The 18,051-nt window shown below is 58.4% G+C and carries 18 protein-coding genes; 2 read left to right on the top strand and 16 right to left on the bottom strand.

Annotated elements, in window-relative coordinates; translation table 11 throughout:
* Positions 1-20 precede the first annotated feature (20 nt).
* The 4 genes from fliA to flhA all read right to left on the bottom strand — a co-directional run bounded on the left by fliA (position 21) and on the right by flhA (position 5,186).
* A complete protein-coding gene (fliA, locus tag AACY18_RS14300; RefSeq protein ID WP_003222919.1) occupies positions 21-761 on the bottom strand; it encodes an RNA polymerase sigma factor FliA in 741 nt (246 codons plus the stop codon).
* Positions 758-1,588, bottom strand: coding sequence for a flagellar synthesis regulator FleN (gene fleN / locus AACY18_RS14295; protein ID WP_003222917.1), 831 nt, complete (start codon positions 1,586-1,588; stop codon positions 758-760). The genes fliA and fleN overlap by 4 nt, the downstream gene beginning before the upstream one ends.
* Before the next feature lie 116 nt (positions 1,589-1,704).
* Positions 1,705-3,045 carry a flagellar biosynthesis protein FlhF gene (gene flhF, locus AACY18_RS14290; RefSeq protein WP_339433590.1) on the bottom strand — a complete coding sequence of 447 codons (1,341 nt, stop codon included), beginning with the start codon at positions 3,043-3,045 and terminating at the stop codon, positions 1,705-1,707.
* An 11-nt stretch (positions 3,046-3,056) separates the two neighbouring features.
* Positions 3,057-5,186: a flagellar biosynthesis protein FlhA gene (flhA, locus tag AACY18_RS14285; protein WP_339433589.1), complete on the bottom strand. Its 2,130-nt coding sequence runs from the start codon at positions 5,184-5,186 to the stop codon at positions 3,057-3,059.
* A 380-nt stretch (positions 5,187-5,566) separates the two neighbouring features.
* On the opposite strand from flhA, the gene AACY18_RS14280 reads away from it, so the two are divergent.
* Positions 5,567-7,984 (top strand): Ig-like domain-containing protein, encoded by a 2,418-nt coding sequence (locus AACY18_RS14280; protein WP_339465208.1) that lies wholly within the window; start codon positions 5,567-5,569, stop codon positions 7,982-7,984.
* Between the two features lie 617 nt (positions 7,985-8,601).
* Positions 8,602-8,961 (top strand): DUF6124 family protein, encoded by a 360-nt coding sequence (locus AACY18_RS14275; protein ID WP_339432595.1) that lies wholly within the window; start codon positions 8,602-8,604, stop codon positions 8,959-8,961.
* A 453-nt stretch (positions 8,962-9,414) separates the two neighbouring features.
* Here the strand turns inward: AACY18_RS14275 and AACY18_RS14270 are convergent, their stop codons facing one another.
* The 12 genes from AACY18_RS14270 to AACY18_RS14215 form a co-directional block, all read right to left on the bottom strand.
* Positions 9,415-10,083 carry a hypothetical protein gene (locus AACY18_RS14270; RefSeq protein ID WP_339432596.1) on the bottom strand — a complete coding sequence of 223 codons (669 nt, stop codon included), beginning with the start codon at positions 10,081-10,083 and terminating at the stop codon, positions 9,415-9,417.
* A 133-nt stretch (positions 10,084-10,216) separates the two neighbouring features.
* The gene (locus AACY18_RS14265; protein ID WP_339465207.1) at positions 10,217-10,468 is read right to left on the bottom strand and encodes a hypothetical protein; all 252 of its coding nucleotides are present in this window, start codon (positions 10,466-10,468) and stop codon (positions 10,217-10,219) included.
* Between the two features lie 141 nt (positions 10,469-10,609).
* Positions 10,610-11,749 carry a flagellar biosynthesis protein FlhB gene (gene flhB, locus AACY18_RS14260; protein WP_339465206.1) on the bottom strand — a complete coding sequence of 380 codons (1,140 nt, stop codon included), beginning with the start codon at positions 11,747-11,749 and terminating at the stop codon, positions 10,610-10,612.
* Positions 11,750-11,752: 3 nt separating this feature from the next.
* Positions 11,753-12,538: a flagellar biosynthetic protein FliR gene (gene fliR, locus AACY18_RS14255; RefSeq protein ID WP_122593412.1), complete on the bottom strand. Its 786-nt coding sequence runs from the start codon at positions 12,536-12,538 to the stop codon at positions 11,753-11,755.
* A gap of 3 nt (positions 12,539-12,541) precedes the next feature.
* A complete protein-coding gene (gene fliQ, locus AACY18_RS14250; protein WP_339432599.1) occupies positions 12,542-12,811 on the bottom strand; it encodes a flagellar biosynthesis protein FliQ in 270 nt (89 codons plus the stop codon).
* Positions 12,808-13,566, bottom strand: coding sequence for a flagellar type III secretion system pore protein FliP (gene fliP / locus AACY18_RS14245; protein ID WP_339432600.1), 759 nt, complete (start codon positions 13,564-13,566; stop codon positions 12,808-12,810). Before fliP ends, fliQ begins: the two co-directional genes overlap by 4 nt.
* Entirely contained in the window at positions 13,566-14,018 is a 453-nt protein-coding gene (gene fliO, locus AACY18_RS14240; RefSeq protein WP_339465204.1) for a flagellar biosynthetic protein FliO, read from the bottom strand. Before fliO ends, fliP begins: the two co-directional genes overlap by 1 nt.
* Complete coding sequence (gene fliN / locus AACY18_RS14235; RefSeq protein WP_401138226.1) at positions 14,019-14,474, bottom strand: flagellar motor switch protein FliN; 456 nt, start codon at positions 14,472-14,474, stop codon at positions 14,019-14,021. It abuts the gene before it with no gap.
* Between the two features lie 56 nt (positions 14,475-14,530).
* Complete coding sequence (gene fliM / locus AACY18_RS14230) at positions 14,531-15,499, bottom strand: flagellar motor switch protein FliM (RefSeq protein ID WP_003222890.1); 969 nt, start codon at positions 15,497-15,499, stop codon at positions 14,531-14,533.
* 9 nt (positions 15,500-15,508) lie between these two features.
* On the bottom strand, positions 15,509-16,012 hold the full coding sequence (gene fliL / locus AACY18_RS14225) for a flagellar basal body-associated protein FliL (RefSeq protein WP_221731974.1): 504 nt from the start codon (positions 16,010-16,012) through the stop codon (positions 15,509-15,511).
* Between the two features lie 211 nt (positions 16,013-16,223).
* Entirely contained in the window at positions 16,224-17,582 is a 1,359-nt protein-coding gene (locus AACY18_RS14220; RefSeq protein ID WP_339432602.1) for a flagellar hook-length control protein FliK, read from the bottom strand.
* A 106-nt stretch (positions 17,583-17,688) separates the two neighbouring features.
* Positions 17,689-18,036 (bottom strand): Hpt domain-containing protein, encoded by a 348-nt coding sequence (locus tag AACY18_RS14215; RefSeq protein WP_339432603.1) that lies wholly within the window; start codon positions 18,034-18,036, stop codon positions 17,689-17,691.
* Positions 18,037-18,051: the final 15 nt, after the last annotated feature.

The following is an 18,051-nucleotide window of genomic DNA, read 5'->3' as shown; positions in this document are numbered from 1 at the left end:
GCAGTGTCCCCACACTGCCTTCAGCGCGCTCGCCACTCCCCCAAACGCCCCCGCAAACGGGCCGCGCACTGGCTGTGTAACTGGCTGACCCGCGATTCACTGACGCCAAGGACTTCACCGATCTCCTTGAGGTTCAGCTCTTCGTCGTAGTACAGCGCCAACACCAGTCGCTCACGCTCCGGCAAATTGGCAATCGCGTCCGCCAGCGCTGCCTGGAAGCGTTCATCTTCCAGATCGCGTGACGGCTCAAGATGAGCACTGGCGCCATCCTCGTGCAGCCCTTCGTGTTCGCCGTCCTGCAACAGGTCGTCGAAACTGAACAAGCGACTGCCCAGGGTGTCATTCAAAATCCCGTAGTAATCGTCGAGACTCAATTGGAGTTCGGCCGCAACCTCGTGATCTTTAGCATCACGGCCGGTTTTAGCTTCAATTGCGCGAATTGCGTCGCTGACCATACGGGTGTTGCGGTGAACCGAGCGTGGCGCCCAGTCCCCTTTGCGCACTTCGTCGAGCATCGCGCCGCGGATTCGAATGCCCGCGTACGTTTCGAAACTGGCACCTTTGCTGGCGTCGTATTTGGTCGAGACTTCAAGCAGACCGATCATGCCGGCCTGGATCAGATCCTCGACCTGCACGCTGGCCGGCAGGCGTGCCAGCAAGTGGTAGGCAATGCGCTTGACCAGTGGCGCGTAACGCTCGATCAGTTCGTACTGCGCGTCACGCGCCGACTTCTTGTAGTAATTCATACCGCTGGCTGTCATAGCACGGGCCCTGCCGTTTGCTGCACGAGGCGCTCGACGAAAAACTCAAGGTGGCCACGCGGGTTGGCCGGCAGTGGCCAGGTGTCGACCTTCTGCGCGATGGCCTTGAACGCCAGTGCGCACTTGGAACGCGGAAAGGCTTCATAGACTGCACGCTGCTTCTGCACGGCCTTGCGCACGCTTTCGTCGTAGGGCACGGCGCCGACGTATTGTAGGGCCACATCAAGGAAGCGATCCGTGACCTTGGTCAACTTGGCGAACAGGTTACGGCCCTCCTGCGGGCTCTGGGCCATGTTGGCCAGGACGCGGAAGCGGTTCATGCCGTAATCACGGTTCAACAGTTTGATCAGTGCGTAGGCGTCGGTGATCGAAGTCGGCTCGTCGCAAACCACCAGCAACACTTCCTGCGCCGCGCGCACGAAACTGACTACCGAGTCACCAATGCCCGCAGCGGTGTCGATCACCAGCACGTCGAGATTGTCGCCGATGTCGCTGAAGGCCTGAATCAGGCCGGCATGTTGCGCCGGGCTCAGGTGAACCATGCTCTGGGTGCCGGACGCCGCCGGCACGATGCGAATTCCGCCCGGGCCTTGCAACAGCACGTCGCGCAGTTCGCAGCGGCCTTCGATCACATCGGCCAGCGTGCGTTTGGGGGTCAGCCCCAGCAGAACGTCGACGTTCGCCAGTCCCAGATCGGCGTCCAGCAGCATGACCCGACGGCCAAGCTCTGCCAGCGCCAGCGACAAGTTCACTGACACGTTAGTTTTCCCGACGCCACCTTTGCCGCCGGTCACCGCGATCACCTGTACGGGATGCATGCTGCCCATGTTATTTCTTTACCTTGTCTTGCATAGACGGAGGCCACATTACTGGCTGCGCGTTCACAACCTGAACAATGCATGGCAGACCATCGATGTAGGTACAAAAACTGTTCATGAATACCTCAGCCTACCTGCTTGGTCGGGCTGTGATAGATATCAGCGAACATGTCAGCCATGGCTTCTTCGCTGGGTTCTTCCTGCATTTGCACGCTGACGGCGCGGCTGACCAGTTGATGACGGCGCGGCAGATGCAGATCATCCGGAATCCGTGGGCCATCGGTCAGGTACGCGACCGGCAATTCATGACTGATCGCCAGGCTCAACACTTCGCCAAGGCTGGCCGTTTCATCCAGTTTAGTCAGGATGCACCCGGCAAGCCCGCAACGCTTGTAACTATGATAAGCGGCGGTTAGAACCTGTTTCTGGCTGGTGGTTGCCAAGACCAGATAATTTTTTGAACGGATGCCTCGCCCGGCCAGACTTTCGAGCTGCATGCGCAGTGCCGGATCGCTGGCTTGCAGGCCCGCGGTATCGATCAGCACCACGCGCTTGCGCAGCAATGGATCCAGCGCCTGCACCAGCGATTGGCCCGGGTCGACGTGCGTCACCGGCACATTGAGGATACGACCCAGGGTCTTCAATTGTTCCTGAGCGCCGATACGGAAACTGTCCATGCTCACCAGCGCAACGTTCTGCGCGCCGTACTTAAGCACATAACGGGCAGCGAGTTTAGCCAGCGTGGTGGTCTTGCCCATACCTGCCGGACCGACCATGGCGATCACCCCGCCTTCTTCCAGCGGCTCGACTTCCGGTACGGCGATCATCCGCGCCAGGTGCGCCAGCAGCATGCGCCAGGCCTGACGAGGTTCTTCGATATCGGTGATCATCGCCAGCAGATCGCGCGACAACGGACCGGAGAGACCGATACGTTGCAGACGACGATACAGGTTGGCTTGCGCCGGACGCTTGCCTTGCAACTGATTCCAGGCCAGCGTGCCAAGCTGCACTTCCATCAGTTCGCGCAGGCTGTTCAATTCAAAACGCATCGAATCCAGTGCACGCGGATCAACACCACCGGAAGACTGCGCAGGCGCCGGGGCCGGACGCGCTGGTGCGGCGTAAGTCGGCTCGCTCAGCGGTTCAGCAGCGGTCAGCGGCAGGCCAGCGGTCAACGGCAGGCCGGCGAAGATCTGGCGATTGCTATTGCCATCGGCTTCGCCACGCAGGCTCAACTCGGCCTGAGCGGTGACGATGCGCGACTGGGTCTTGCGCAGCTCATCTTCGAGTTCAATGTTCGGAACCCGCGGCGCCAGCGCCGACAATTTGTAATCCAGCGCCGCCGTCAGCTCGACGCCGCCGGCAATGCGGCGGTTGCCAATGATGGCGGCATCAGCGCCCAGCTCATCACGAACCAGCTTCATGGCCTGACGCATATCGGCGGCGAAAAAACGCTTAACTTGCATAAACCACTACCTCAGCCGTTGGGCCCTACTGTCGCAACGATCGTCACTTGCTTGTTGTCCGGAATTTCCTGGTAGGCCAGCACATGCAGCCCTGGGACGGCGAGGCGACCAAAACGCGAGAGCATCGCGCGGATCGGACCTGCTACCAACAGAATCACCGGTTGACCTTGCATTTCCTGACGCTGCGCCGCTTCGATGAGCGAACGCTGCAGCTTCTCGGCCATGCTTGGTTCCAGCAGAACGCCCTCTTCCGAGCCTTGTCCTGCCTTCTGCAGACTATTGAGCAATATTTGTTCCAACCTTGGTTCCAAGGTGATCACAGGCAGCTCGGACTCAGTGCCTACAATGCTTTGGACGATGGCGCGCGATACGCCGACCCGCACAGCAGCCACCAACGCGGCGGTATCTTGACTCTTCGCGGCGTTGTTGGCGATAGCTTCGGCAATGCTGCGGATGTCGCGCACCGGCACGTGTTCGGCCAACAGCGCCTGCAATACTTTGAGCAGTTGCGACAGCGAAAGCACACCCGGCACCAGCTCTTCAGCCAGTTTCGGCGAACTTTTGGCCAGCAACTGCATGAGTTGCTGCACTTCTTCGTGGCCGATCAACTCGCTGGAATGCTTGTACAGAATCTGGTTCAGGTGAGTGGCGACCACGGTGCTCGCATCGACCACCGTGTAACCCAGCGATTGCGCCTGCGCCCGCTGGCTGATTTCGATCCACACCGCTTCCAGTCCGAAAGCCGGATCTTTGGCGTTGATACCGTTGAGCGCGCCGTAGACCTGCCCCGGATTGATCGCCAACTCGCGATCCGGGTAGATCTCCGCCTCGGCGAGGATCACACCCATCAGGGTCAGGCGATAGGCGCTCGGCGCCAGATCGAGGTTGTCGCGGATATGCACGGTCGGCATCAGGAAGCCCAGATCCTGCGAGAGCTTTTTGCGCACGCCCTTGATTCGCGCCAGCAATTGTCCACCCTGATTGCGATCCACCAGCGGGATCAGGCGATAGCCCACTTCCAGGCCGATCATGTCGATCGGGGTCACGTCGTCCCAACCCAGCTCTTTGGTTTCCATGGCGCGGGCCGGCGATGGCAGCAACTCTTGCTGACGCTTGACCTCTTGCAGCGCTTGAACCTTGGCGACACTTTGTTTTTTCCAGAACAGATAGGCGCCACCGGCGGCCAGCGCGGCCATGCTCAGGAACGAGAAGTGCGGCATGCCCGGCACCAGGCCCATGACCGCCATCAGCCCCGCTGCAACCGCCAGCGCTTTGGGCGAGGCGAACATCTGACGGCTGATCTGTTTGCCCATGTCTTCCGAACCGGAAGCACGCGTCACCATGATCGCTGCCGCTGTCGATAACAACAGTGATGGCAATTGCGCCACCAAACCGTCACCGATGGTCAACAAGGCGTAAACCTTGCCCGCTTCGGCGAAACTCATGTGGTGCTGGAAGATACCGACGGCCACGCCGCCAATGAGGTTGATGAACAGAATCAGCAGACCGGCGATGGCGTCACCGCGCACGAACTTGCTCGCACCGTCCATCGAACCGTAGAACTCGGCCTCTTGGGCGACTTCCGAACGGCGAGCCTTGGCCTGGTTCTGATCGATCAGACCGGCGTTGAGGTCGGCGTCAATCGCCATTTGCTTGCCAGGCATCGCATCGAGGGTGAAGCGCGCGCTCACCTCGGAAATCCGCCCGGCGCCTTTGGTCACCACGACGAAGTTGATGATCATCAGGATCGCGAAGACCACGATACCCACCACGTAGTTACCGCCGATCACCACCTCACCGAAGGCCTGGATCACCTTACCGGCAGCCGCGTGACCATCCTGACCGTTGAGCATCACCACCCGCGTCGACGCCACGTTGAGCGCCAGCCGCAGCAGGGTCGCGACCAGCAGAATCGTCGGGAACACCGCGAAATCCAGCGGCCGCAGGGCGTAAACGCAAACCAGCAGGACGACGATTGACAGGGCTATGTTGAAGGTGAAAAACACGTCCAGCAGGAACGGCGGCACCGGCAACATCATCATGGCCAGCATGACCAGCAGCAACAGCGGCACGCCCAGATTGCCTCGACTGAGATCGGCAACGTTCGAGCGAGCACTGTTGAGTAACTGAGAGCGATCCACCGGTTTTCCTCGTTCCTTTAAAGCAAACTTTTGACGCCCAGAGCGGGCTCACGGCGGGTACTGCAAGAAGCTTTCCAACTTTTGCCGGGGAACGAAATAGCGAGGGAATAAACTCACTCCTACAGGGGACCGCATTCCAAATGTCAGATTGAAATGCATTCCAAACTGGGGAGCGAGCCTGCTCGCGAAAGCTGACTCCCAGGCAATATCTTCCCCCAAAAAAACCGCCGTTCCGAATCAACCGGGACGACGGTTTTTTTATCCATTCAATGACCACTCGTCTGAGACATGTCGACACCTGTCAGATCTGACAGGTGCGCAATCTCCAATTAAGCGCTCTGATAACCCCTGCCCGTTCCCACCGCGCAGGAGCCTCATCCATGACCACCTCAACCCCACCGGACAACACCGTCCTCGTCCTTCGCCCGCCAATAGTCACCGGCCACACCACCCCCGTGGTAGGTGCACATATCGGCGTGTCTTTGTTGAACTATGATCTGGTCGCCGACGGTGAAGGCGCCTTTGTCCTCGTCGATCCACCGGAGCAGGGCACCATGGATCCCGGCGATGTCATGGAGCTTTGGCTTGAGAATGAATCGGAAGCACTGGACAGCGAAACCATTGTCGATCCGGACGTGCGCACCACGTTGCGCATTCCCAGGGGTCGCCTGCATCCGGACAAGGTCAACAAGATGCACTACACCGTCAAGCGTGGCAGCGCCAATCGAGGCACTTCCACACCACCGCTGGAAATCCTCTACAACCTCATCCGCCCCGGCCTGAAGGATCGGTATGACAGCTCTGGTGGCCACTCCGAACTCAAGTTGCTGCTGCCCGATGTGATCAAGAACGGCGTCGGCCCGGACTTCGTCAGCGCCGAAGTGTGCGTGGCCTACCCGTATTGCCGGGCGTATGACCTCATCACCCTCAAGTGCAACGGCGAACTGCTGGAACCCAAGCCCAAGGTCAATCAGAATCAGGCGCCGCAACCGCCGAACCCCGGTGACGAAACCCCCATCACCATTTGCTTCACCGTCACCCGCGCCTTTCTGGACCAGGCGAAACGGCTGGATAAAAAACTGCATTTCTCCTACACCGTCACCGACCAGCTCGGCAACGGCCCGGACACGCCGTGGTCGCCGGTGCAGAGCGTGGATGAGGATCTGGATGGCGTCCTGCTGCCGATGCCAATTCTGCTGGAGCGCAAAGAAGACTATCCCGGTGATGACGCGAGCATCATTGACCTGGAAAAACTGGCGGGCGGGCCATTGCTGCTGGTCGTGATGACCAAAGACAACCGCTTTGTGGTGGGAGACGAGATTGTGGCGACCTATACCACTACCGGGCAAACCGCCCCCGTGGTCGTCAGGGGTAAAGTCGAAGAGGATCCGTTCCTTGGGAAATTGCCCAGTTTTCTTGAAGTGTCCAATGACAAGGTCTTCGCTGGCAGCAAGGTGACTGCGATTTATGAATTGCACAGGCCCAATGTGGGGTTGGTGGGGAGTTCCAATACGGCCACCGCAACGGTGACGGGCACAATCCCGGTCGATCTGAAGCCGCCAACCTTAGTGGCACCGGCGACCAACCCGGTTGATGTGTTGGCCTACGAAGAAGGTGTCACTGTGCGCGTCGAACACCTCTTGGCCTTGCCGGGGGACCAGGCTCGGTTGCTGGAAGTTGACCCCAAGCCCGACGCAAAGCCCTTTCCGTTACTGACGCTCAACCAGAATAAACGCGCCAACTTCAAACTTGATCCCGCGTTTCTCGTCGAACGGCGCGGAACAACCATCAAATTGCGTTGGGAATTGATTCGCGGAGGAAAATCCGAAGGTGAGTCCCCGGATCTGGTGCTGACTATCCAACCTATCGCCGAGAATGACCGGCGGTTACCGACACCGAACATTGCCGGCAACACTGGTAAGGAACTGGACGTTCAAGACCTCACGGCAGACGCGCGGATTCTCGCGGTGAAATGGCCGTTGTTCAAGCTGGGGCAACCGATCTGGGTCACGTCTGCAGGCTTTGACAAGAATGGTGATCCCGTCAGCAAGGACGTCAGGTCGGGAGAGCTCAATGATTCGACGGCTGGATTGTCGGTGGAGGCGCCGGCTGAGTGGCTTAAAGGCCTCAAGGACGGGTCTGAACTGACGACTACCGTAAAAATAAATCTGGATGAAGTCGTCGATGCCGCTAGGGCAGTGGCCTTGCCGTTGCGCACTTATACTGTCAAGGCGTTGCATCCTTTCACCATAGAACCCGCCCTCATGGAGATTAATGGCCTAAACGTCAATGCGGACTTTCTTGCCCTGACCGGCACCCCTGCACCCGAAACGACACAAACACGGGTTCCAACTTCTGGAGATGGCAGCTACTCCTATTTTTCTAGTGCTACCGACGTAGCGACCGTTAATAGTAACGGGCTGGTCAGCGGCCACAAAAACGCAAGTGCGACTATTACTGTGCGAGAAAACAGCACTCAACGTGAAGTCTCATTCCCCGTAAAAGTGCAAAATGTTGTACGCCTTGTCATGACCCCTACACATACATACAGCATCAGCGCAGCTATTAACTGGATGAATTCAATTGGCGGATCACCTGTTTCAAATGCAGCTATTGAAGTACTGAAAGTCAAATACAGGCCACTGGTATCCAGCGCAGGCGGCTGGCTATGTCGTAATGATGGATGTGGCGCCGGACAATACCTTTCGGTCATAACCAATAACCCAAACGCATGGTACATCGCCTGTTTCACCGGTAATAACTCACAGGCACACGGCTGGTGCCTTCTGCCTGGCTGAGTTTGACGCACAACAGACGGCACACGTGCTCGATGCTAAGCAAAATGGTGACAGTTTGCGGGACACTTTTAGGAGCTGCCGCCGGGTGCGATCTCTTGTCTTTTAAACTCTAAGTAATTTGGTGACGGATTATTTAACCAATGATTTAAACAGCGGCGCTTGATCGAGATTTTTCTACTGACCGGTATCGCCCTTTCGCGGGCAAGCTCGCTCCCACAGGGAAACGCATTTCAAATGTGGGAGTGAGCTTGCTCGCGAACGGGCCAGTGAAGTCAGCGCAAATCGCCTTTTAAACTCAGGCGTTTAAAAGACACCTTCAGACACGCCTTTCAGGCTACAAATTCTTGCGCCATTGCCTACAGCTACGACAGAATCCGCCGGCTTGTGCGCCTTGGGGGCGGGTTCTATTGTGGTCCGGTCGCTGACGAATCAGCGATCGGGTCTCGCAGCCCGTCGATCTCTGGACGCACAACACCCGCTTTTTTTATGGCGGCTGTACGTGGGAGACCTTCGGGTCTGCCGGTTCTAGAGTCCCGGTCTGCGACCCGCGTATAGCTGCCACCCTCATTCGTCTCGCAGCGAACGCTGGCAGCTCCAATGACTCTAGGAGCTTCACCATGATCAAACCAACACCCAACCCACCCGAAATCGACCTCGCCTCCCCCTACGAATCCCTCGATTCAAAAAAACTCAACGATGCCGCCGAACGCGCCCTCGATCACTACCTCTGCCCACCCGGCTCCACGCCACCACCGCGTAAAACCCGCCGGATGTACGCCGTTACCGCTGACTTCAAAAATGAGGAACTGCTGGCCGATGCCAGCGAAACACTCGCCTCAGCCAGAACCATCGCTCATGACTTCGCCCATCTCATACCCGCATCGCAGCGCAGGACGCTGCTGGGGATCGCGCAACTGATCATGCTCGGCGAGCTGGCGGTGAATCGGGTGATGGATAATCTGGAGTTGCCGAATTAGCAGGTTGCTGACGCTTTCGGGAGCAAGCCCCCTCCCACAGGTTCAGCGTTGTGAACCCAGACTTGTGATCGACACCACCCCCTGTGGGAGCGGGTTTGCTCGCGAAGGCTGCTTCACAGCCAACACCTGTATTCAGGCATAAAAAAACCGCCGCCCGACTCAATCCGGACAGCGGTTTTTTGTTTCATGGCTCAACGGGGACAGGGCACCGTCTTGTATGAATGTGGTTCGTCCTTGCTTCACCCAGTAGTGCCCAAGCCCATAGAGTAGGGGGAGTGCGTCTGTTCACGACTTAGGTGCGTCAGGCGACAAAACCTATAGGAAGACTTTTTCATACCTGAATAAGCCTGGATTACACATAGATCAAAAGATCGCAGCCTTCGGAAGCTACCACTGAGGTTCATTTCAACGGTAGGAGTTGCCGTGGCTGCGATCTTTTGGTTTGAGCGCTGGTTACTGCGCGGTCAGAATCTGCTTGGGCGAAATATTACCGAAGGCGAGTTGTTTGCTATCAATGTACTGCGTACCCCGGAATATTGCCTGCCCGTCGACCTCAACGAAATCCTCATCCATGTACATGAGCACGACCTTGGTTTCTGGCACCTTGATCTGTGGAACCGCCGAATGGCCCTGCAGCAGATTGAGGGCCCAATGAAACTGAATAATTGGCAAATCACCTATTTCAATCTGGCTCGTGCCGTCCAGTGACCGAAAGTCTTGCCGTGCCGTCATGCGTAGCTTGCGGCCGATCAGCTCGAACACCGGCTTGCCATAACGCGCCTCCAAATCACGCCCCGTCGCCCATTGATCCATGTAATAGCCTGGCGAGGTGAACAGCTCGAACAACGCCTGGTTGTCGTGGATTTTCCCCGCAGCGTCAAACAAATAGTTGTAGGAGTAGTGATAAGCCAGACCGTAGAGCTCGGGCCTGATGGCGTTGATCGGATTATCGAGATAATCCGGGACATAAATATTGGCCATCTGCACAAAGTGGATGAAGTCCAGATCCAGATCGAAGCTGACCGTGTACCGGATAGACCTTTCCTTCGGATTCGCCTCCAACCTCCCTGAAACATATTCCAGCGTCATGCCTTCGAGTTTTTTGTAGATTCGTTCTGTCATGATCGTGCTCTCTGCGCCGAGGGATTATTCCCGAATGTATGGCAGCGCAGCTGGAGGGTGGCGTCTACTGTCAGATCTGACAGGCAGACAGGGTTTTCAGACAGACGGTAACCCTCCGTCGTACAGCCGCAGACTACTTCAGCGGGCGATCTGGATTAATTCGTAGATTTGTTGCTTCTCCTCCCGCCGTTTTCGGTTCGTCAAACTCGACCGGATCGCCCACTTTGATTTTTTCACGATGTTCGTCCATCAACGCAATACTGAATTTGTAACCTTTGTCCGCAAGAAAAAAACCTGTTGCGGCAGCAAAAGAACTTCCCGAGCGCGTCGGGGTGATGATGCCTTTACCGGTTTTAGCGTCATAGCTTGTGAACGTACCTTTCATTGTCGTGCTCCTTTGCGCTCGCTCGAAGTACCCGTACCGGGTATGCGGCGTTAACAAGCATCAAACTGCAAAATCACGGCGACTGCACCTGTCAGAGTTGACAGTCATGGGGGAGCGCAGACAAATGGCTTCGCCGCAACGTCAGGAATCGCGGCGCAAATCCGGCGGAATCGGCAAATCATCCTTGAGCGGATCCGGGCGTTTGCCCTTGCCGGCGCGGTATTGGCGAATCTGGTAGACGTAGGCCAACACCTGAGCAACCGCCAGGTAGAGGCCACCAGGAATTTCCTGCTCAAGTTCGGTGGAGTAGTAGATCGAGCGCGCCAGCCCCGGCGACTCGAGCAGCATGACGTTGTTGGCCACGGCGATTTCGCGGATCTTCAGCGCCAGGAAGTCACTGCCCTTGGCCAGCAGCACCGGCGCCCCGCCCTTTTCCGAATCGTATTTGAGCGCCACGGCATAGTGGGTCGGGTTGGTGATGACCACGTCGGCGTCGGGAATCGCCGCCATCATCCGCCGCTGGGACATTTCGCGCTGGGTCTGGCGGATGCGTTGCTTGACCTCCGGCCGCCCCTCCTGATCCTTGTGCTCGTCGCGCACTTCCTGCTTGGTCATCAGCAGTTTCTTGTGGGCTTCCCAGAGCTGCACCGGCACGTCGACGGCGGCGATGATGATCAGGCCACAGGCCAGCCACAACGCACTCCAGCCGACCAGCGTGACGCTGTGAATGATGGCCATTTCAAGCGGCTCGTGGGCGATCCGCAAAAAGTCGTCGACGTCCGCCGACAACACCGCCAACGCCACGCCCAAGGTAATCAGAAACTTGGCCAGCGCCTTGAGCAGTTCGACCACCGCCTTGAACGAAAACATCCGCTTCAGGCCCGACGCCGGGTTCATCCGACTGAACTTGGGCGCCATGGAGCCCGCCGCAAACAGCCAGCCCCCGAGGGAAATCGGCCCGATCAGCGCCGCCAGCAGCAGGGTGATCATGATCGGCTGGATCGCCAACAGCGCCATCTGGCCCGACTGCAACAGAAACGCGCCCATGGAGCCCTGATCCATGATTACCTCACGGGACAGCGTGAAGTTCAGGCGCATCAGCTCCATCAAGTCTTCAGCCAACATGCCGCCGAACACCAGCAGCGCGCCGGCACCGGCCATCATCACGGCAAGGGTGTTGAGTTCTTTGGAACGAGCGATCTCACCCTTCTCGCGGGAGTCCTTTTTACGTTTTTCCGTGGGGTCTTCTGTTTTGTCCTGACCACTTTCGCTCTCCGCCATGACTCAGCGCGCCCGTGCCAGTTCGCGTAACAACTGCAAGGCCTCGGTGGCCAGCGGTTGATACTGATTGAGAATATCCGCCAGACCAACCCAGACGATGAACAGCCCGAGCACCAGAGTCAGCGGGAAACCGATGGAGAAAATGTTCAATTGAGGCGCCGCACGGGTCATCACGCCAAACGCGATGTTGACCACCAGCAGCGCAGTGACCGCCGGCAATACCAGCAATAATGCAGCCCCCAGCACCCAGCCGAGTTTGCCGGCCAGCTCCCAGTACTGCGCGGTCATCAAACCGCCGCCGACGGGCAGCGTGGTGAAGCTTTCGGTGAGGACTTCGAACACTACCAAATGGCCGTTCATCGACAGGAACAACAGGGTCACGAGCATGGTAAAGAACTGCCCGATCACCGCCACCGAGACGCCGTTGGCCGGGTCGACCATCGAGGCGAAGCCCATACCCATCTGTATCGCGACGATCTGTCCGGCCACGGCAAACGCCTGAAAGAACAACTGCAGGGAAAACCCCAGAACGGCGCCGACCAGGATCTGCTCGGCAATCAGCAGCAAACCGCTGAGATCCAATGGGCTGACCGCCGGCATCGGCGGCAGGCTCGGCGCAATGCACACGGTGATGGCCACGGCGAAATACAAGCGTATCCGGCGCGACACCAGGGTCGTGCCGAACACTGGCATCACCATGAGCATTGAGGCGACGCGAAACAGCGGCAACATGAACGAGGCCACCCAGGTACTGATCTGGGTATCGGTCAGCTGAAGCAGCGATTGCATGGCTTAGCCGATGACCATCGGTATGTTTTTGTACAACTGGATGATGTATTCCATGAACGTCTGCACGATCCAGGGGCCTGCGACGATCAGGGTCACCAGCATCACCAGCAGACGCGGCAGGAAGCTCAGGGTCTGTTCGTTGATCTGGGTCGCGGCCTGGAACATCGCCACCATCAAACCGACCAACAGGCTCGGCACCACCAGAATCGCAACCATCAATGTAGTCAGCCACAGTGCTTCACGAAAGATATCGACGGCGACTTCTGGCGTCATGGCGAGACACCTCCAAAACTGCTGGCCAGGGTGCCGATGATCAGCGCCCAGCCATCGACCAGTACGAACAGCATGATCTTGAACGGCAGCGAAATGATCAGCGGCGAGAGCATCATCATACCCATCGCCATCAGCACACTGGCCACGACCAGGTCGATGATCAGGAACGGGATGAAGATCATGAAACCGATCTGGAACGCGGTTTTAAGCTCCGAAGTGACAAACGCCGGTACCAGAATCGTCAGCGGCGCCTGATCAGGCGTGGCGATGTCGGTACGTTTGGACAGACGCATGAACAGCTCAAGGTCGCTGGAACGAGTCTGCGCGAGCATGAAGTCCTTGATCGGCACCTGCGCCTTTTCCACCGCTTGCTGAGCGGTGAGTTTTTCCGCCAGATAGGGTTGCAAGGCATCGTTGTTCACCCGGTCGAACACTGGCGCCATGATGAACATCGTCAAAAACAGCGCCATACCTGTGAGGATCTGGTTCGACGGTGTCTGTTGCAGGCCAAGGGCCTGACGCAGAATCGAGAAGACGATGATGATCCGGGTGAAACTGGTCATCAGGATGACCGCCGCCGGGATAAAGCTCAGCGCGGTCATGATCAGCAGAATCTGCAGACTGACCGAATACTCCTGCGCGCCGTCGGCGTTGGTGCCCAGCGTGATTGCCGGGATCGACAACGGATCGGCGGCGAACGCCAGTGGCGCGGCCAGCAACAGGGCCAGCGTCAAGACGATGCGTAGCGCACCCATTACTTCGTATCCTTCTGATCCTTGCCGAGAATCTTCAGCAGATGCTGAGCAAATTCAGGGGTCGCTTTTTCACGGGTCGCAGGCACTTCGACCGGTTCCTTGAGCACATGCAGCGCGGTGATGGTGCCGGGGCTGAGCCCAAGCAAAATCTGCTCGTTGCCGACCTGCACCAGCAGCAAGCGGTCACGCGGACCGAGTGCGCGTGAACCGATCAGTTCGATCACTTGCCCCTTGCCGGCAGGTCCGGCCTGCTGGACCCGGCGCAACAGCCAGGCAAGGAAGAAGATCACGCCCAGCACCAGCAACAGGCCAAACACCAGTTGCGTCAACTGCCCGGCCACGCCGCTGTTGACCATTGGCGCTGTGGCGGCAGGCACCGTGGTGGCTGTCGACGGTTCGGCGGCCAGCACGCTCAGCGGCAATGCCAGCAAAGCCCAGAGAAACCGTTTCACTCAGCGCAGCTTCTTGATGCGTTCGCTTGGGCTGATCACGTCGGTCAGGCGGATGCCGAACTTCTCGTTGACCACGACCACTTCACCGTGAGCGATCAGGGTGCCGTTGACCAGCACATCCAGCGGCTCACCCGCCAGACGATCGAGCTCGATCACTGACCCCTGGTTCAGTTGCAGCAGATTGCGAATGTTGATGTCGGTACTGCCCACTTCCATCGAGATGGACACCGGGATATCCAGGATCACGTCCAGGTTCGGACCGTCCAGTGTGACCGGGTCGTTATTCTTCGGCACGCTGCCAAACTCTTCCATCGTCAGACGGTCGGAGCTCGATGCGCCGGCATCAGCGGCCAGCAAGGCGTCGATGTCAGCCTGGCCGTCGCCAGTCTCTTCCAGGGCAGCAGCCCATTCATCGGCCAGTGCCTGATCGTCCTGGGCGTTCATATCGTCGTTCATCATTTGTCCTCGGCGGGCAAAAATTCAGCTAAATGTGTGGGGGTGAGAGCGCCGCTTCAGCGACGCTCGATGGGCTCGATTACCTGCAACGCGAGGTTGCCTTTGTGCGAACCCATCTTGACCTTGAAGGCTGGCACGCCGTTGGCGCGCATGATCATGTCTTCCGGCATTTCAACCGGGATCACATCGCCCGGCTGCATGTGCAGGATGTCGCGCAGCTTCAACTGACGGCGAGCAACGGTGGCGCCGATCGGTACGTCGACATCGAGCACGTCCTGGCGCAGGGCGTTGACCCAGCGTTCGTCCTGATCGTCGAGATCGGACTGGAAACCGGCGTCGAGCATTTCGCGCACCGGCTCGATCATCGAGTACGGCATGGTCACGTGCAGATCGCCGCCACCGCCATCGAGTTCGATGTGGAACGTGGAGACCACAATCGCTTCGCTCGGGCCGACGATGTTGGCCATGGCCGGGTTCACTTCCGAGTTGATGTACTCGAAATTGACTTCCATGATCGCCTGCCAGGCTTCTTTCAGATCGACGAACGCCTGCTCCAGCACCATGCGCACCACGCGCAGTTCGGTCGGGGTGAACTCACGCCCTTCGATCTTGGCGTGACGGCCGTCGCCGCCGAAGAAGTTGTCCACCAGTTTGAACACCAGTTTGGCGTCGAGGATGAACAGCGCGGTGCCGCGTAAAGGTTTGATCTTGACCAGGTTGAGACTGGTCGGCACGTACAGCGAGTGCACGTATTCGCCGAACTTCATCACCTGCACGCCACCGACGGCAACGTCCGCCGAGCGGCGCAGCATGTTGAACATGCTGATACGTGTGTAGCGGGCAAAACGCTCGTTGATCATTTCCAGGGTCGGCATACGCCCGCGGACGATGCGATCCTGACTGGTCAGGTCGTAGCTTTTGACACTGCCGGGTTCGGCAGCGTTATCGGTCTGTACCAGACCATCGTCGACGCCATGCAACAACGCGTCGATTTCATCCTGGGACAGCAGATCCTGCACGGCCATGTCGTGTTCCTACTGCAGTACGAAATTAGTGAAAAGCAACTGTTCGATCACCACTTTGCCCAGCTCTTTCTGCGCCACTTCCTGGACGCTGGCTGTGGCCTTCTGGCGCAACATCTCTTGCCCGACCGGGGTCGCCAGAGTGGCAAAATCCTGACCGGAGAAGAGCATCACCAGGTTATTGCGGATCACCGGCATGTGCACTTTGAGCGCTTCCAGATCGGCCTGATTACGCGCCAGCATGGTGATACTCACCTGCATGTAGCGCTGACGGCCGTTCTGGTTGTAGTTGGCGACGAATGCCGGCGCCATCGGCTCGAAAATCGCCGGTTGCTTACCAACCGGAACAGTCTCGGCCGCCTCGGCAGATTTGCTCTGGGCACTGTGCATGAAGAACCAGGTCGCCCCCACAGACGCGCCGATGGCCAGCAGCAATGCCAGCACGATCACAATGATCAGCTTGAGTTTGCCTTTGGTTGCAGGGTCTTTTACTGCTGCTGTTTCGCTCTTCGCCATGCCAATAATCCGTCACTATTCGGGTTTTCACAGTCGCACGGCAAGGCAAGAGCAAGTGTTATGCCAGAAGTGTCGGAGCAAATTGGGAGAACACACAAAACCAATGTGGGAGCGGGCTTGCTCGCGAATGCAGTGTGTCAGCCAACATTAATGTTGAATGTCATTGCGCATTCGCGAGCAAGCCCGCTCCCACAGGGGGTACTGGGTTGTGTCAGGCGTAGTAGTCGACGGCGCTGGAGCCAATCACGCTGGTGGTCTGCGCGACAGCTTCGGCCACGCTGACAGGCGCCAATTCTTCATCCGCCGAATCCAGTCGGCCACCGGCAGCACTGGTGCGACCGCTTTGGCCCTGCTGCGCCTGATCCTGACCTTGCTGCCCCTGCCAGCCACGGTTCTGGTCAGACACATTGACGTCGACCTGCCCCATACCTTGCTGGGCGAACATCTCGCGCAGACGATGCATCTGCCCGTCCAGCGCCTCACGCACACTCGGGTGTGCACTCATGAACGTCACCTGAGTCTGCTGGTCCGGAACCATATTGACCCGGATATCCAGACGCCCCAGTTCAGCCGGCTGCAACTGAATATCCGCCGCCTTCAGATTGGCGCTCGACAGATACATGACGCGGTTGACCACTTCTTCAGTCCAGCCGCTTTGATGCATGGCGATTGGCTGACTGACCGGCACGACGTTGGCGGTCTTAGGCGTGGCTGCCTGGGTCAGTGCCGCCAGACGGTTGGCGAAGTCGTCGACCCGAGTGTCACTGGTGGCGGATTTGAGGTCTTTGAGCCCGTCGTCGATCAGGCCGCTGAAAGCCTTCTCCCCACCCTGACTGGTACTGTCCTTGTCGGCCTGCACATCGAGCATGCTGGCCATGCCCGCGGCGAAGTTCTGCGCCGAGGTCAATTCACCGTCGGCCTGAGCCTGTGCGGGCGCAGCTTTGGGTTGCGCCTGACTGGCAGAGGAAATGTGTCCGCCCTGCTCCATCGCCATGCGCACCACCGGGAGCGAGTCGAGGGGATCGGCTGCCGGGTCGAAATCACTGTCGGCGGTGGCCGAAGGGTCCTTGACCGCACTGGGCTGCAAGGCTACTGCCGGGGTATCGGTTTTGGTGGAAGGTGTCGCTTCGACAACCGGGGCCGGCCCCACAGGAGCCGTGACGACCGGTTGCACGCTTTCTGCCAGTGCCGGATCGACCGGTGTAGCGTCCGCCACTGGGGCCTGAGCGGTGTCCGGGCTGTCGTCGCTGTTGTTTGTCTTGTCGTCGGCTGCCGGTGTTTTGTCGGCAGGCAAGTCATTGCCGCTATCGGCAACCGTCGGTTGTGCGGCGGCAGCCGAATCCTTGCCAACGTCCGTTTTACCGCTGTTGTCAGCAACCTTGTCACGCGCCGGTTTAATCGCCATGTCGGGGGTTGCGGCAGATTTTCTCGGGCCTTGATCGGCAAACACTTCAGCGAAGCTTGAGGCCTTGCCCCCGGCGTCCAGGGCCATTGCCGACGACTTGGCAGAGGCAGCTTGAGCCTTCGCCTGAGCGGCGCTCTGAAGAAGAATGTTGGGGGTCGCAGGCATAAAACGGTCTCCGCTGCACTGGGATCGTAGGTACAGTTGACCGAGATATCTGCAAGTGCCGGGCCAGTTTTGTCCGGCGCCGAAGAAAAGCGCCGGACGGTGGGAGTCAGTGAGTCAGCGCTTGCTGTCGCTCTTTTTCGTAGACAGCGCTTATAAACTCAAACTCGCCAATGATATCGGCGATCAGTTGGGCAATTTGCGTCGCACTCTTGTCCTTGGCTTCGGCTTCCAGTTCACGACACAGTTCAGCCAATCGAATGGCTCCCATGTTACTGGCACTGCCCTTGAAACTATGGGCAACGTCCGACAGCGCTTTGGCGTCGACGGTGACTTGAAGATCGTCCAGACGCAGCCTGGAGTCGGCCAGAAAGGTATCCAGCAGTTCCGGGTAACCTTCCTCCATGACTTCGCGCAGGACGCTCAGCGTTTCGTGATCCACATGTTCGTCAGTCACTTGCTCACTCCTTGA

Origin of the sequence: Pseudomonas sp. EA_65y_Pfl2_P74, from assembly GCF_963970575.1 — a bacterium.
In the GTDB taxonomy this organism is placed as follows: Bacteria; Pseudomonadota; Gammaproteobacteria; order Pseudomonadales; family Pseudomonadaceae; genus Aquipseudomonas; species Aquipseudomonas baetica_A.
The sequence above is the reverse complement of the archived record's forward strand: the minus strand, read 5'-3'. Positions and strand labels throughout refer to the sequence as shown.

Coding starts and splice junctions, on each gene's coding strand:
- fliA (WP_003222919.1), bottom strand. CDS start 761: ATGACAGCCAGCGGTATGAATTACTACAAGAAGTCGGCGCGTGACGCG.
- fleN (WP_003222917.1), bottom strand. CDS start 1,588: ATGGGCAGCATGCATCCCGTACAGGTGATCGCGGTGACCGGCGGCAAA.
- flhF (WP_339433590.1), bottom strand. CDS start 3,045: ATGCAAGTTAAGCGTTTTTTCGCCGCCGATATGCGTCAGGCCATGAAG.
- AACY18_RS14280 (WP_339465208.1), top strand. CDS start 5,567: ATGACCACCTCAACCCCACCGGACAACACCGTCCTCGTCCTTCGCCCG.
- AACY18_RS14275 (WP_339432595.1), top strand. CDS start 8,602: ATGATCAAACCAACACCCAACCCACCCGAAATCGACCTCGCCTCCCCC.
- AACY18_RS14270 (WP_339432596.1), bottom strand. CDS start 10,083: ATGACAGAACGAATCTACAAAAAACTCGAAGGCATGACGCTGGAATAT.
- AACY18_RS14265 (WP_339465207.1), bottom strand. CDS start 10,468: ATGAAAGGTACGTTCACAAGCTATGACGCTAAAACCGGTAAAGGCATC.
- flhB (WP_339465206.1), bottom strand. CDS start 11,749: ATGGCGGAGAGCGAAAGTGGTCAGGACAAAACAGAAGACCCCACGGAA.
- fliR (WP_122593412.1), bottom strand. CDS start 12,538: ATGCAATCGCTGCTTCAGCTGACCGATACCCAGATCAGTACCTGGGTG.
- fliQ (WP_339432599.1), bottom strand. CDS start 12,811: ATGACGCCAGAAGTCGCCGTCGATATCTTTCGTGAAGCACTGTGGCTG.
- fliP (WP_339432600.1), bottom strand. CDS start 13,566: ATGGGTGCGCTACGCATCGTCTTGACGCTGGCCCTGTTGCTGGCCGCG.
- fliN (WP_401138226.1), bottom strand. CDS start 14,474: ATGAACGACGATATGAACGCCCAGGACGATCAGGCACTGGCCGATGAA.
- fliM (WP_003222890.1), bottom strand. CDS start 15,499: ATGGCCGTGCAGGATCTGCTGTCCCAGGATGAAATCGACGCGTTGTTG.
- fliL (WP_221731974.1), bottom strand. CDS start 16,012: ATGGCGAAGAGCGAAACAGCAGCAGTAAAAGACCCTGCAACCAAAGGC.
- AACY18_RS14220 (WP_339432602.1), bottom strand. CDS start 17,582: ATGCCTGCGACCCCCAACATTCTTCTTCAGAGCGCCGCTCAGGCGAAG.